Origin of the sequence: Comamonas sp. UBA7528, assembly GCF_002479375.1 — a bacterium.
GTDB lineage: Bacteria > Pseudomonadota > Gammaproteobacteria > Burkholderiales > Burkholderiaceae_C > Comamonas.
This window is the reverse complement of sequence record NZ_DLMU01000009.1, coordinates 175,085-190,023: the sequence shown is the minus strand read 5'-3', so window position 1 is coordinate 190,023 and position 14,939 is coordinate 175,085. Positions and strand designations below refer to the sequence as shown.

The window sequence follows — 14,939 nt, the reverse complement described above, 5'->3', positions numbered from 1 at the left end:
ACACCATGCACACACGCGCTTCTATGTTCCTGCCCCACCTGCTGGCCGCCGTGGTGGCCGTTTCGGCCACCGCCGCACTGGCACAGCCTACGCCGGCCGCGCCTTTGCCGGAAGAGGACGCGGCACGCGCTGCGGCCCTGCAGCACCGCAAGGAGCAGCGGGAGGCCGAGCGCCACGAGATCGAGCAGCAGCGCCGCGCGCTGACCGAGCGCCAGAAACCGCTGGAAGCCGCCTGCTACCAGAAGTTTGCGGTGGAGGATTGCCTGCGTCAGCTGCGCAGCCAGGCGCGTGAGCAGGAAAAGCCGCTGCGCGAACGCGAGCTGCGCCTGAACGATGCCGAGCGCCGGGAAAAGACGGAAGAACGCCTGCGCAGCATCGACCAGAAGATGAAGGAGCCGCGCCAGCAGCCGGCCATCCAGGCCACGCCGCGCCAGCCCTTGACGCAGCCCGCCAAGCCGGCGCCCAAGCGCACCCAGGAGGATGTGGCGCACGACCGCGCGACCATCGATGCGCAGGCCCAGCAGCGTGCGCAGACGCAGACGCAACGGGCACAGTCGCAGCAACGCCAGCAGGCCGAACATGCGCAGGCTGAGGCCGAACGCCGTAGCAAGGCGCAGGAAGCGGCCAGGCAGACCCAGGAAGAAGCGGCCAAGGCCAAGGCGCGTCGTGACAAGGCCGTGGCCGACCGCAAGGGCGCACCCTTGCCCGTGCCGGGTACGCCCTGAGCGCACGGGCCGGCGCGCAGCGGTTTCCCCGATGAGAGCGGCTGGCGCGCCTGTGACTTCTCCCTCCATGCCGCTGCTGCGGTGTAAGCAGGCGGGGCTGTCGGGATCCGCTGCCTGGGCCGGGCGGCATGGCACAGGCAGGCTCCAGCGGTGGGGGGCGCAGGCATGACCTCACCCTTGATGCACGCTGTGCGCGCCGTGTTTGCGGCCGACGGGGCATTGGCCCGGGCGGAGCCGCACTTCCATCCTCGCGCCGGACAGACCGCCATGGCCGAGGCCGTGGCGCAGACCATTGCCGACTGCGGCGTGCTGGTGGTGGAAGCCGGCACGGGCGTGGGCAAAACCTATTCCTACCTGGTGCCGGCGCTGCTCAGCGGCAAGCGGGTGGTGGTTTCCACGGCCACCAAGGCGCTGCAGGACCAGCTGTTTGCGCGCGATCTGCCCCGCCTGGTGCAAAGCCTGGGTCTGCCGCTGCGCATGGCACGGCTCAAGGGGCGCAGCAGCTATCTGTGCCAGCAGCGCCTGCTGCAGGTGCGTCTGGGCAAGCAGCCGCTGGATGCCCAGGTGCTGCGTGCCGTGGCGCGGGTGGAAGATTGGTCGCGCTCCACACGCAGCGGCGACATGGCCGAGCTGCCCGATCTGGCCGAGGATTCGCAGGTCATTCCGCTGGTGACTTCCACACGCGACAACTGCGTGGGCCGCGAATGCGCGCACTGGCAGGCCTGCCATGTCAACCGCGCGCGCCAGCAGGCGCTGGAGGCCGATGTGGCCGTGGTCAACCACCATCTGTTCTTTGCCGACATGGAGGTGCGCGAATCCGGCATGGCGCAGTTGCTGCCCCAGGCGGGTGTGGTGGTGATCGATGAAGCCCACCAGCTGAACGAAACCGGGATCCAGTTTGCCGGCCTAGTGCTCAGCAGCAACCAGCTGCTGGCCTACGCGCGCGATGTGATGCAGGACGCCAGCGACCATGCCCGGGGCATGGCGGACTGGCTGGTGCTGGCTGCGCGCGTGCAGCAGGCCGTGCGCGACTGGCGTCTGGTTGCCAGCACGCACCACAGCGCGCAGCCGCGCCTGCGCTGGCAGGGGCTGGCGCCGGAGACGCTGGATGCTGCCCAGTGGCGTGCAGCCACGGTGCACCTGGGGCAGGCCTTGCGCGCCGTGGTGCAGGCGCTGGCCGGGGTGCTGGAGATGGCACCGGCCCTGGTGCACCTGCAGGAGCGCGGCCAGCTGCTGCTGCAGCGGCTGGCGCATTTTGTGCGGCCGGCCCCGGACGATGCGGTGCGCTGGCTGGATGTGGGCCGCCAGCACCTGCGGTTGACGGAATCCCCGCTGAGCATTGCCCGCCTGGTGCGCGGGCAGTTGATGGCCGGCCACCCTGCGCTGGAAGTGCGTGCCTTCAGCGATGCGGACCTGGCACCCGGCGGTGCCTGGGCGGAGGGCGCAGAACCGGCCGCAGACGAGGGCGAGGCTGAGCTGGTGGAGCCGGCAGAGCAGGGCAGCGATACCGTGCTGCCGGCCGCACCTGCTGCGCAGCCGGCCCCGCTTGCGATCACGGCGACCGCACCGGACACTGCGGCTGCCCACACGGCCTGGATCTTCACTTCTGCCACCCTGGGCCTGGGGGACGATCTGCGCTGGTTCACCGAGCCCTGCGGTCTGCACGGCGCGCAGGTGCTGCGGGTGGACAGCCCGTTCGATTACGTACACCAGGCGGCGCTGTATGTGCCCGAGCGCTTTCCGCTGCCCGGCGATGCGAAGCACAGCGATGCCGTGGCCCAGCTGGCCGGGGACGGTGCCGCAGCCCTGGGAGGACGCACCCTGGTGCTGACCACCACGCTGCGCGCGCTGGAGCAGATCGGGCGCCAGCTGCGGGCACGCTTTGGCCTGCTGGAGCCCATGGATGTGCTGGTGCAGGGGCAGGGCTCCAAGCATGCGCTGATGGAGCGCTTTCGCGCCGGTACGGTGAACGGACGCGGCTGCGTGCTGGTGGCGTCCAGCACCTTCTGGGAAGGGGTGGACATTCCGGGGGATGCGCTGCAGCTGGTGGTGATCGACAAGCTGCCGTTTCCCCCGCCGGACGATCCGCTGGTCGAGGCACGTTCGCGCCAGCTGGAGCAGCTGGGCCGCAACCCGTTTGCCGACTATGTGCTGCCCGAGGCGGCACTGGCCCTGAAGCAGGGCGCGGGGCGCTTGATCCGCACCGAAACCGACCGCGGCATCCTGGTGGTGACCGATATCCGGCTGCGCACCAAGGGCTATGGCCGCAGCATGGTGGAAGCGCTGCCGCCCATGCGCCGTCTGGGGACAGAGGCCGCGTGGGAAGAGGCCTTGCAGGAACTGCGCAACCCGGCACCGCTGTAATGTGGCCCCGCGCCGGGGCGCAAGCAGTCAAGTGCTCAAGGTCTCAAAAACCGAGGCGCTGGTGGCGCGCCGCCAGGCCACGGTCTTGCCGTGCAGAGGGCTTATCCCAAACGGTGTTCCCATGACCACGTGTGACCACGCAATGCGCCTGACACCAAGAACCATGCAGCATGCAAAAAGCCCATGAAAAAAGCCCATGCACAAGGGCATGGGCTTGGGGTGGGCACAGGGGCTGGCTAGCCTGCGGGGCTTACCAGAACTTCCACCAGGGCGCGCTCTTGCGGCGCTGGGCCGTGGTTTCGGCCGTGGCGGGGTAGGTGCTTTCCAGCACGCGCTTGGCATCGTCACGCAGCTGGTCCATGCCCAGCTTGTCGTAGGAGTTGACCAGGATCTCCAGCGCTTCCTTGATGGCGGGCACGCCTTCGTATTCGGTGATGGCGGTCTGGGCGCGGGCGATGGCGGCCACATAGGCACCACGCGAGTAGTAGTAGCGCGCCACGTGCACTTCGTACTGGGCCAGCGAGTTGACGATATAGGTCATGCGCTGGCGGGAGTCGGCGGCGTAGCGCGAATCGGGGAAGCGGTTGACCAGTTCGTTGAAGGCTTCGAACGAATCCTTGGCGGCTTTCTGGTCACGTTCGGACAGGTCCTGGCGCGACAGCCACGAGAACAGGCCCAGGTTTTCGTTGAAATTGACCAGACCCTTCAGGTACAGCGCGTAGTCGAGGGCCGGGCTGGCAGGGTGCAGCTTGATGAAGCGGTCCAGCGTGGCAATGGCCTGGGCCTTGTCGCCCGCCTTGTATTGCGCGTAGGCCTTGTCGATCTGGGCTTGCTGGGCCAGAGGGGTGCCGGCAGCGCGGCCTTCCAGCTTTTCAAACAGTGGCACGGCCTTGTCGTAGCCGCCGCCATTGAGCTCTTCCTTGGCCTCGGTGTAGATGCGGTCGGGCGTCCACTTGGCGGTCGGGTCTTCCTTGGTCGTGTTGCAGCCGGCCAGCAGGCCGGCAGCCAGCAGGGCGGCAAACAGGGGCAGGCGGTGACGGGGCAGAGAAGACAGCATGCGGACAGGAGATGTGTACATAAGTTTCTGGCAAGGGCACCGTTGCGGGCCACTGGTTGGAAGGCATTGTAGCGGCAGGCCAAGGGCCCCTTCGCCGCAGGTTATGACACGGTGTCGGCGTGGAGGCTGCCGGGCCTTCCTACAATGGCGTCCATGTTTGTTCACCTGCGCCTGCACACCGAGTTTTCCGTCGTCGACGGGACCTGCCGTATTGACGATGCCATCAAGGCGGCGGCTGCCGACGGGCAGCCCGCCATGGCCATCACCGACCTGAACAATATGTTCGGCGGGCTGAAGTTCTACAAATCCGGACGGGGCAAAGGGGTCAAGCCCATTCTGGGTGCCGAGCTGATCATGGAAGGCGAGGGCGGTGCGCCCGGCCCCCGTGTGCTGGTGCTGGTGCAAAGCAAGCTGGGCTACCACAATCTGTCGGAAATCCTGGCCCGGGGCTGGACCGGCAATGTGCCGCGCGGACAGGCCCAGGCGCAGAGCAAATGGGAATGGCTGCAGGAGCTGGGCGAGGGCCTGATCCTGCTGTCCGGCGCCAACGCCGGCCCGGTGGGCCAGGCCCTGCAGCGCGGCGACAAGGACGGGGCCGCGCGCGAGGCACTGCGCATGGCCAGCCTGTTTCCGCACCGCTTCTACTTGGAGCTGCAGCGTGCCGGTCGCCCGGAGGACGAAAGCCTGGTGGCGCAGACCGTGCAGCTGGCGGCCCGGCTGAACCTGCCGGTGGTGGCCACGCACCCGGTGCAGTTTTTCAAGCCCGGTGATTTCGAATCCCATGAAGCGCGGGTGTGCATTGCCGAAGGCGAGGTGCTGGGCAATACCAAGCGCGTCAAGCGCTTCACCCGGGAGCAGTACCTCAAGAGCAGCGCCGAGATGCAGGCGCTGTTTGCCGATGTGCCTTCGGCGCTGGAAAACACGGTGGAAATCGCCCGCCGCTGCAGCGTGACGCTGCTGCTGGGCAAGAACTTTCTGCCCGACTTTCCCACGCCGAACGGCATGCCGGCCGAAGATTATTTCCGCCAGGCCTCGTACGAGGGCCTGGAAGAGCGTCTGCAGCTGCTGTTCCCGAATGAGGCCAAGCGCCAGGCAGCCCGCCCGCAGTATGTGGAGCGGCTGGAGTTCGAGCTGGGCATCATCTTGAAGATGGGGTTCCCGGGCTACTTCCTGATCGTGGCGGACTTCATCAACTGGGCCAAGAACAATGGCTGCCCGGTGGGGCCGGGCCGTGGTTCGGGCGCTGGCTCGCTGGTCGCCTATGTGCTGAAGATCACCGACCTGGACCCCATCCACTACAACCTGCTGTTCGAACGTTTTCTGAACCCCGAACGCGTGTCCATGCCTGACTTTGACGTGGACTTCTGCCAGGCCAACCGCGACCGCGTGATCGATTACGTCAAGGACCGCTACGGCCGCAATGCCGTCAGCCAGATCGCCACCTTCGGCACCATGGCCGCACGCGCGGCCATCCGCGACGTGGGCCGGGTGCTGGACCTGAGCTACACCTTCTGTGACGGCATCTCCAAGCTGGTGCCCAACAAGCCGGGCCTGCACGTCACGCTCAAGTACCCGCCCAATCCGCGCAAGGAGAACGACAAGTACACCTATGCGGTGGATGAGCAGGCACTGGCCGAACGTCTGGAAAAAGAAGAAGACGTGAAGATGCTGATCGAGATGGCGCAAAAGCTCGAAGGCATGTGCCGCAACATCGGCATGCACGCCGGGGGCGTGGTGATTGCGCCCGGCAAGCTGACCGACTTCTGTCCGCTGTACCAGCAACCTGGCAGCGATTCGGCCGTGGCCATGTACGACAAGGACGATGTGGAGCAGATCGGCCTGGTGAAGTTCGACTTCTTGGGGCTGGCCACGCTGACCATCCTGGAGATTGCGCGCGAATTCATCATGAAGCGCCACAAGGGGCAGGAGAACTTCAAGTTCGAAGAAATCCCGCTGGACGACTACCCTACCTACAAGCTGTTCCAGGAAGGAAAGACCGAAGCCGTCTTCCAGTTTGAATCCCGCGGCATGCAGGGCATGCTGCGCGACGCCAAGCCCTCGCGCCTGGAGGACCTGATTGCGCTGAACGCCCTGTACCGCCCGGGCCCCATGGACCTGATTCCGTCCTTCGTGGCCCGCAAGCACGGCCGCGAAGAGATTGAATATCCCCACCCGCTGGTGGAGCAGGTGCTGGCCGAGACCTACGGCATCATGGTCTACCAGGAGCAGGTGATGCAGACGGCCCAGGTGCTGGGCGGCTACTCGCTCGGCGGCGCCGACTTGCTGCGCCGCGCCATGGGCAAGAAAAAAGTCGAGGAGATGGTCAAGCACCGCGGCATCTTCCGCGAGGGTGCGGCCAAGAAGGGCATCAGCCAGGACAAGGCCGACGAGGTCTTCGACCTGATGGAGAAGTTCGCGGGCTACGGCTTCAACAAGTCGCACGCGGCCGCCTATTCGCTGCTGGCCTACCACACGGGCTGGCTCAAGGTGCACTACACGGCGGAGTTCTTCTGCGGGAACATGACCGTGGAAATGGACGACACCGACAAGCTCAAGGTGCTGTACGAAGATGCGCTGAAGATGGGCCTGACCTTCGAGCCGCCGGATGTGAACCGCGGGGTCTACCGCTTCGAGCCGGTGACCGACAAGGTGATCCGCTATGGCCTGGGCGCCATCAAGGGCACGGGCCAGCAGGCGATCGAAGCCATCATCGCGGCGCGCGACGGCCAGGGCGTGGGGCCGAACGGCCACATCAAGGGCCCGTTCACCAGCCTGTTCGATTTCTGCGTGCGGGTGGACCGCTCGCGCCTGAACAAGCGCACCTTGGAAGCGCTGATCAAGGCCGGCGCGTTCGACGCCATCCACCGCGACCGCGCGGCGCTGTCGGCGTCGGTGGACACGGCGTTCGAATTTGCCAATGCGACGCTGGCCAATGCCAACCAGGGCGGCCTGTTCGACATGATGGGCGACGACGCTGTGGGCTCCAGCACCCAGGAGCCGCCGCTGGCCGAGGTGCTGCCCTGGGGCATCAAGGAGCGCTTGACCCTGGAAAAAACCGCGGTGGGCTTCTACCTGTCCGGCCATTTGTTCGACGAGGTCGAGGCGGAGGTGCGCCGCTTTGTGCGCACGCCGCTGGCCGATCTGGGGGACAGCCGCGAGCCGCAGGTGCTGGTGGGCATCGTCAGCGATCTGCGCGTGATCAACGGCCAGCGGGGCAAGCTGTGCCTGTTCAAGCTGGACGACAAGTCCGGCGTGATCGAGGCTTCGGTGGACGAAGCCACGCTCAATGCCCACAAGGACCTGCTGAAAGACGACGAGTTTGTGGTGCTGACGGCACGGGTGCAGCAGGACCGCTTCAGTGGCGGCTTGCGTGCCAAGGTGCAGAAGGTGTGGGGCCTGGCCGATGCCCGCTGCCGTTTTGGTCGCTACCTGCAGGTCAGCACCACCGAAAAAATGCCCGATGTCCAGCGCCTGCTGCGTGAATTCCCCGCCAAACGGGAGGACACCGAGCACGGCAGCATCCAGCACGGCCTGAAGGTGCGCCTGGGGGTGCGCTGCCAGTCTGAACTGGGCGCGGCGCTGGTCGAGCTGCAACTGGGCGATGACAGCCGGTTTTTCCCCAGCGATGCGGCGCTGGCGGCCTGGTGTGCCGAGGCGGGTAGCGGGCACAGCACGGTCGTCTACGAGTAAGAAAACGGCCATCTTGCCGGCGCTACCATTGGCCTTATCTGTATGCCATGCAACCGTTGGTAGGAAAGCTTGTGCTGTCCTACAAATGCTTGCATGTCGTCCCTCTGTTTTTGGCCTGAAGGCGACTCAAAATACGCCCGAAGCCGTCGCTACAATGAATTCCATGGCTACCGAACAACCTCCTATCCAACCTCCCAAGCCCCAGCTTCCACGCGAAGAGGGCGGTGGTTCGGTCGTGCTGGAGCGGCGTACCCAGAAGGTCGCCCCGCCACCGATGTACCAGGTGGTGATGCTCAACGACGATTTCACCCCGATGGAGTTTGTGATCGTGGTGCTGCAGGAATTTTTTGGCAAAGACCGCGAGGCGGCCACCCAGATCATGCTCAAGATCCACCTGGACGGACGCGGCGTGTGCGGTGTGTATTCCCGCGACGTGGCCTCCACCAAGGTGGAACAGGTGTTACAGGCAGCCAACAAGGCCGGCCATCCGCTGCAAGCGGTCAGCGAGCCTATTGAATAACTGCCGATCGCCCCGATTTCAGAGTAGATTCACACAACTGGCAAGCGCAAAGGAGCCACTACATGATTGCCCAGGAACTGGAAGTCAGCTTGCACATGGCATTCGTCGAGGCGCGTCAGCAGCGCCACGAATTCATCACGGTGGAGCACCTGCTGCTGGCCCTGCTGGATAACCCCAGCGCGGCAGAAGTCTTGCGTGCCTGCTCTGCGAACATCGATGACCTGCGTGCTTCGCTCACCAACTTCATCAAAGACAACACGCCTCAGGTGGCTGGCACCGAGGAAGTGGACACACAACCGACGCTGGGCTTCCAGCGGGTGATCCAACGCGCCATCATGCATGTGCAGTCCACAGGCAATGGCAAGAAGGAAGTGACCGGCGCCAACGTGCTGGTGGCCATCTTCGGCGAAAAAGACTCCCATGCCGTGTACTACCTGCACCAGCAGGGCGTGACGCGCCTGGATGTGGTCAATTTCATTGCCCACGGCATCAAGAAGAGCGAACCTCCGGAACCGGCCAAGGCGGACACGCCCATGGACGGCGACGAGGGCATGGGCAGCGAGCGCAATGAAAAGGCCTCGCCGCTGGAGCAGTACACGCTGAACCTGAACCAGGCGGCCAAGGACGGCAAGATCGACCCGCTGATCGGGCGCGAGTACGAAGTCGAGCGCACGATCCAGATCCTGTGCCGCCGCCGCAAGAACAACCCGCTGCTGGTGGGCGAGGCCGGCGTGGGCAAGACGGCGATCGCCGAAGGCCTGGCATGGCGCATCACCGAGGGCACGGTGCCCGAGGTGCTGGCCGAAGCCAATGTCTATTCGCTGGACATGGGAGCCTTGCTGGCAGGGACCAAGTACCGCGGTGATTTCGAGCAGCGCCTCAAGGGCGTGCTCAAGTCGCTCAAGGACAAGCCCAATGCCATCCTGTTCATTGACGAAATCCATACGCTGATCGGTGCCGGTGCGGCATCGGGCGGCACGCTGGATGCCTCCAATCTGCTCAAGCCGGCGCTGTCCAGCGGCCAGCTCAAGTGCATCGGCGCGACCACGTTCACGGAGTACCGCGGCATCTTCGAAAAAGACGCCGCGCTGTCTCGCCGCTTCCAGAAGGTTGATGTGGTCGAGCCGACCGTGCAGGAAACCGTGGATATCCTCAAGGGCCTCAAGAGCCGCTTTGAAGAGCACCACGGCGTGAAGTACGCCACGGCCGCGCTGCAGGCTGCCGCAGAGCTGTCGGCCAAGTACATCAACGACCGCCATCTGCCGGACAAGGCGATCGACGTGATCGACGAAGCCGGTGCCGCCCAGCGCATCCAGCTGGCCAGCAAGCGCAAGAAGACCATCGGCCGCGCCGAGATCGAAGAGATCGTGGCCAAGATCGCCCGCATTCCGCCGGCCAATGTCTCCAACGACGACCGCAGCAAGCTGCAGACGCTGGAGCGCGACCTCAAGAGCGTGGTGTTCGGCCAGGACAAGGCCCTGGAAGTGCTGGCGTCGGCCGTCAAGATGGCCCGCTCGGGTCTGGGCAAGCCGGAAAAGCCGATCGGCTCCTTCCTGTTCTCCGGCCCCACCGGGGTCGGCAAGACGGAAGCTGCCAAGCAGCTGGCCTACATCCTGGGTGTGGACCTGATCCGTTTCGACATGTCCGAGTACATGGAGCGCCATGCGGTCAGCCGCCTGATCGGTGCACCTCCCGGCTATGTGGGCTACGACCAGGGCGGTCTGCTGACCGAGGCCATCACCAAGAAGCCGCACTCCGTGCTGCTGCTGGATGAAATCGAGAAGGCGCACCCGGACATCTTCAACGTGCTGCTGCAGGTCATGGACCACGGCACGCTGACGGACAACAACGGACGTAAGGCCGACTTCCGCAACGTGATCATCATCATGACCACCAATGCGGGTGCCGAGACCATGAACAAGGCCACCATCGGCTTCACCAACCCGCGCCAGGCCGGAGACGAAATGGGCGACATCAAGCGCCTGTTCACCCCCGAGTTCCGCAACCGCCTGGATGCGACGGTGAGCTTCAAGCCGCTGGACGAGCAGGTCATCCTGCGCGTGGTGGACAAGTTCCTGCTGCAGCTGGAGCAGCAACTGGCCGAGAAGAAGGTGGAAGTCACGTTCACCGACACCTTGCGCAAGCACCTGGCCAAGACGGGCTTCGATCCGCTGATGGGCGCCCGCCCGATGCAGCGGCTGATCCAGGACACCATCCGCCGCTCGCTGGCCGACGAACTGCTGTTCGGCCGCCTGACCGACGGTGGCCGTCTGGAAGTGGACTGGATTGCCGACGCCAACGAAGGCAAGGGCGATGTCCAACTGGACATCTCTGCGCTGCCCAAGAAGGAGCGCGGCAAGTCGGAGCCGGCCGAGCCGGAAGAGGCGGCTGCAGCGGATTGATGCAGATCCCGTGCACATAAGGTGCTACAAAACCGGCAGCAGGTCTGCCGGTTTTTTTATGCCTGCCTGCGCGGCGGGGCTGGCAGGCGTGCCGGCACGGTGCTGACACTGGCGCGGCGGATTTGTCGGCATACTCTGGCCTGCCACGGTGCAGTCTGCCTGCGCCGCTTTGGTCTTGTGGGCGTGCCCTGCGCCTGTCTCCTGGGAGCTTTGTGTGGATTGGATTGCGTCGTACCTCACGCACCACAACCTGATGCTGCTGCTGTCCGTGGTCTGGACGGCGTATGTGGTGGTGGTCGGGGTCTGGATCTTGCTGCAGCGCCGCGCGCCGGTGGCCACGCTGAGCTGGCTGTTGTCCATGGCGGTGATCCCGGTGGTCGGGATTGGCGTGTACTACTTTCTGGGGCCGCGCCGGCTCAAGCGCCAGCGGCTGCGGCGCTTGCGCAGCCGGCGCAAGTCGCGTGCGCGCAGCAGCATTGCCCGCTTGCGCGAGAAAGTGCCCCAGGCGCCGGACCGGCTGCAGCAGGTGGTGAAGCTGGTCACGGCGTCCACCCATTTCCCGATCAGCACGGCTGACGAGGTGGAGCTGCTGGTGGGCGGGGCGGCCACGTTTGACTCCATCATGGACGCGGTGCGCGCGGCCCGCCACCATGTGCATCTGGAGTACTACATCTTCGAGCCCGACAGGACCGGGCTGGCGCTGCTGGCGCTGCTGCAGGAAAAAGCCCGCGCCGGCGTCAAGGTGCGGCTGCTGGTGGATGCGCTGGGCTCCAAGAACCTGGGGCGCCAGCACTACCAGCCGCTGGAGGAGGCGGGGGCGGAGTTCGCGTTGTTTCATCCCACCAAGCTGGGCCGCCGGGTGCGGCCGGTGATCAACTTCCGCACCCACCGCAAGATCGTGGTCATTGACGGCTGCATCGGGTACACCGGCGGCGTCAACATCACGGACGAGGAAGACCGCCGCATCCTGCCCGGTGCCTACCACGACGTGCATGTGCGTCTGCAGGGCCCGGTGGTCAACTGGCTGCAGACCGTGTTTCTGGAGGACTGGGCCTATGCGCTGGATTACAACCGCCGCAACGAACCCAGCGACTTCGAAAACATCCTGCCGGAGCTGCCCGAGGGCAAGCAGGTGGTGCAGATCATGGCGTCCGGCCCGGACAGCAGCATGGAAGCCATCCACCGGGTGCATGTGGCGGCCATCCATGCCGCGGCCAAGCGCCTGTGGCTGACCACGCCGTACTTTGTGCCCACCGAGGCCAGCATGCTGGCGCTGACCAATGCGGCGCTGCGCGGGGTGGATGTCTGTCTGCTGGTGCCCGAAAAGTCCGACTCGCGGCTGGTGACCGCTGCTGCGCGCTCCTATTTCGACGAGCTAATCAGCTGCGGCGTGAAGGTGTTCGAGTACCAGGCCAGCATGCTGCATTCCAAGACCATGCTGGTGGATGATTTCATGGGCATCATCGGCACGGCGAACTTCGACAACCGCAGCTTTCGCCTGAACTACGAGGTCTGTGCCATTGCCTATGGCGAGGCCTTCAACGGCAAGCTGGCCACCCAGTTCCAGGAAGACCTGAAGCTGGCGCGCCGCGTGGGCTATGCCCGGCCGCAGCCGTTCTGGCAGCGGCTGTTCGATTCCGCCGCGCGGCTGTGTTCCCCCTTGCTGTAGCGCACCATGCATTACGCTTTGAGAGACCAGCCCGTCGATGTGCCCGCCGTGACGCCGGCGCAGTTGTTGGACTGGGCGCGCCAGCACCCGCGCTGGCTGGTGGTCACCGGCGCGGGCTGCAGCACCGAGGTGGGCATTCCGGACTACCGCGACCAGGCCGGGCAGTGGAAGCGCCCGCAACCCGTGACCTACCAGGCTTTCATGGGCGATGCGCTGGTGCGCCAGCGCTACTGGGCGCGCAGCCTGGTGGGCTGGCGGGTGATGGGCCATGCCCTGCCCGGGGCCGCCCACCATGCGCTGGCGGCGCTGGAAGATGCCGGCCATGTGCAGCTGCTGCTGACCCAGAACGTGGACGGCCTGCACAGTGCCGCAGGCAGCCGCAAGGTGCTGGATCTGCATGGCCGCATTGACACGGTGCGCTGCATGGACTGCGGCCACCGCTTTGCCCGGGCCGACTGGCAGCGGGCGCTGGAGGCCCTGAATTCCGCCTGGGTGCAACTGCAGGCCCGTACTGCGCCGGATGGCGATGCCGATCTGGACGGACTGCCGTTCGCCGAGTTCCGTATTCCGCCCTGTCCGCACTGCCGCACCGGGGTGCTCAAGCCCGATGTGGTGTTCTTTGGCGAGAGCGTGCCGCGCGAGCGGGTGCAGCGCGGTCTGGACACCCTGGCGCAGGTGGATGGGGTGCTGGTGGCCGGTTCTTCGCTGATGGTGTATTCGGGCTTTCGCTTTGTGCAGGCGGCTGCCGCTGCCGGACTGCCGGTGCTGGCCATCAACCAGGGGCGCACGCGGGCCGATGCGCTGCTGGCGGCCAAGCTACAGGCCGATGTGGGGCAGGCCTTGCAGGCGCTGGCGCAGGGGCTGGGGGCCGGGGGCGGTTGAGAAGGGTGGGAGCCTGCCGCAGTTGCTGGGGCGGTCTGGGCGGGTCTGTGCGGCCCAGGGCGTTGCAGATCCCCGACACGGTGCAGCGCGATCGGGCGCACAGACCCGGCAAGCTGCATCGCACCGCCTGGCAGGCCGGGGGCGCGTGCGCTTGCAGGCATACTCGCCACCATGGCTGAATCCGCTTCCCTCACTTTCCTGTGGCACGACTACGAGACCTTCGGTGCCAACCCCCGTTATGACCGCCCGGCGCAGTTTGCGGCCATCCGCACCGACATGGAGCTCAACGAAGTCGGCGAGCCGCTGATGTTCTACTGCCAGCCGGCCCCGGATTACCTGCCCGATCCCCAGTCCTGCCTGATCACCGGCATCACTCCCCAGCAATGCCTGGAGGAGGGCGTGCCCGAGGTGGAGTTTGCCAACCGCATCGAAGCCGCGTTCAGCCAGCCGGGCACCGTGGGCGTGGGCTACAACACCATCCGCTTTGACGACGAGGTGACGCGGTTTCTGTTCTGGCGCAACCTGATCGACCCCTATGCACGGGAATGGCAGAACGACTGCAGCCGCTGGGACCTGCTGGATGTGGTGCGCATGGTCTACGCGCTGCGCCCGGACGGCATCCAGTGGCCGAAGAAGGAAGACGGCAGCCCCAGCTTCAAGCTGGAGGACCTGGCCCGTGCCAACGGCCTGTTGCACGAACAGGCCCATGACGCCCTCAGCGACGTGCGCGCCACCATTGCTCTGGCGCGATTGATCCGCCAGGCCCAGCCCAAGCTGTTTGAATTTGCCTTTGCGCTGCGCAAGAAGGACCGTGTGCTGCACGAGATGGGCCTGCCCGCCGTACAGGTCGATGCGCGGCCTTTTCTGCACGTCAGCGGCATGATCCGCCCCGAGCGCGGCTGCATCGCCATGATGTGGCCGCTGGCCCAGCACCCGACCAACAAGAACGAGGTGATCTGCTGGGACCTGCAGGCCGATCCGTCCGAGCTGGCCAGCCTGGATGCCGAGCAGCTGCGCCTGCGTCTGTTCACGCGCCAGGCGGATCTGCCGGAAGGCGTGCAGCGCCTGCCGATCAAGAGCATCCACATCAACAAGTCCCCCATGGTGGTGCGCAATCTGAAGACGCTGTCGCCTGAGATGGCGGTGCAATGGGGCCTGGACATGGCGCAGTGCATCGCGCATGCGGTGGCCGCGCGCGCGCTGCCCGATATGAGTGCGCTGTGGAAGCAGGTGTACCAGCGCCAGGACGGACATGGCCCGCAGGATGTGGACCAGGATCTGTACAACGGCTTTGTCGGCCCCAATGACCGCCGTCATCTGAACCAGCTGCGCGGCCTGAACCCGCAGGAGCTGGCGGTCAGCCGCATGGGCTTTGACGACAAGCGCCTGCCCGAGCTGGTGTTCCGCTGGCGCGCCCGCAACTGGCCGCAGACGCTGAACCCGCAGGAGCAGGCCCGCTGGGAGCAGTTGCGTACCGCCTTCCTGGTGGAAGGCCAGGGCGGTGCCCGCACGGCCGAGCAGATGTTTGCCCAGATCGACGATCTGTCGGAAAACGCGAGCGAGCAGGGGGAGGAGATCCTGGGCATGCTGTACGACTACGCCGAAAGCATCGTCCCGGAGATGTGAGCGG

9 protein-coding genes are annotated in these 14,939 nt (G+C 65.8%); 8 read left to right on the top strand and 1 reads right to left on the bottom strand.

Features of this window, described 5'->3' with window-relative positions; all coding sequences use genetic code 11:
- The first annotated feature begins 5 nt into the window (after positions 1 to 5).
- Entirely contained in the window at positions 6 to 725 is a 720-nt protein-coding gene (locus tag B3349_RS11975) for a hypothetical protein (protein ID WP_291588879.1), read from the top strand.
- Between the two features lie 165 nt (positions 726 to 890).
- Positions 891 to 3,089: an ATP-dependent DNA helicase gene (locus B3349_RS11970; protein WP_291588878.1), complete on the top strand. Its 2,199-nt coding sequence runs from the start codon at positions 891 to 893 to the stop codon at positions 3,087 to 3,089.
- A gap of 250 nt (positions 3,090 to 3,339) precedes the next feature.
- Here B3349_RS11970 and bamD read toward each other — a convergent pair whose 3' ends face one another.
- A complete protein-coding gene (gene bamD / locus B3349_RS11965; protein ID WP_291589216.1) occupies positions 3,340 to 4,134 on the bottom strand; it encodes an outer membrane protein assembly factor BamD in 795 nt (264 codons plus the stop codon).
- A 165-nt stretch (positions 4,135 to 4,299) separates the two neighbouring features.
- Between bamD and dnaE the strand changes: the two genes are divergently transcribed.
- The 6 genes from dnaE (at position 4,300) to sbcB (ending at position 14,935) form a co-directional block, all read left to right on the top strand.
- Entirely contained in the window at positions 4,300 to 7,836 is a 3,537-nt protein-coding gene (gene dnaE, locus B3349_RS11960) for a DNA polymerase III subunit alpha (RefSeq protein ID WP_291588875.1), read from the top strand.
- Between the two features lie 154 nt (positions 7,837 to 7,990).
- Positions 7,991 to 8,356 carry an ATP-dependent Clp protease adapter ClpS gene (gene clpS / locus B3349_RS11955; protein WP_066532383.1) on the top strand — a complete coding sequence of 122 codons (366 nt, stop codon included), beginning with the start codon at positions 7,991 to 7,993 and terminating at the stop codon, positions 8,354 to 8,356.
- A 62-nt stretch (positions 8,357 to 8,418) separates the two neighbouring features.
- Entirely contained in the window at positions 8,419 to 10,758 is a 2,340-nt protein-coding gene (clpA, locus tag B3349_RS11950) for an ATP-dependent Clp protease ATP-binding subunit ClpA (protein ID WP_291588872.1), read from the top strand.
- A gap of 214 nt (positions 10,759 to 10,972) precedes the next feature.
- Positions 10,973 to 12,427 (top strand): cardiolipin synthase, encoded by a 1,455-nt coding sequence (gene cls, locus B3349_RS11945; protein ID WP_291588869.1) that lies wholly within the window; start codon positions 10,973 to 10,975, stop codon positions 12,425 to 12,427.
- Between the two features lie 6 nt (positions 12,428 to 12,433).
- The gene (locus tag B3349_RS11940; protein ID WP_291588867.1) at positions 12,434 to 13,309 is read left to right on the top strand and encodes an NAD-dependent protein deacetylase; all 876 of its coding nucleotides are present in this window, start codon (positions 12,434 to 12,436) and stop codon (positions 13,307 to 13,309) included.
- A 171-nt stretch (positions 13,310 to 13,480) separates the two neighbouring features.
- The gene (sbcB, locus tag B3349_RS11935; protein ID WP_291588866.1) at positions 13,481 to 14,935 is read left to right on the top strand and encodes an exodeoxyribonuclease I; all 1,455 of its coding nucleotides are present in this window, start codon (positions 13,481 to 13,483) and stop codon (positions 14,933 to 14,935) included.
- Positions 14,936 to 14,939 lie beyond the last annotated feature (4 nt).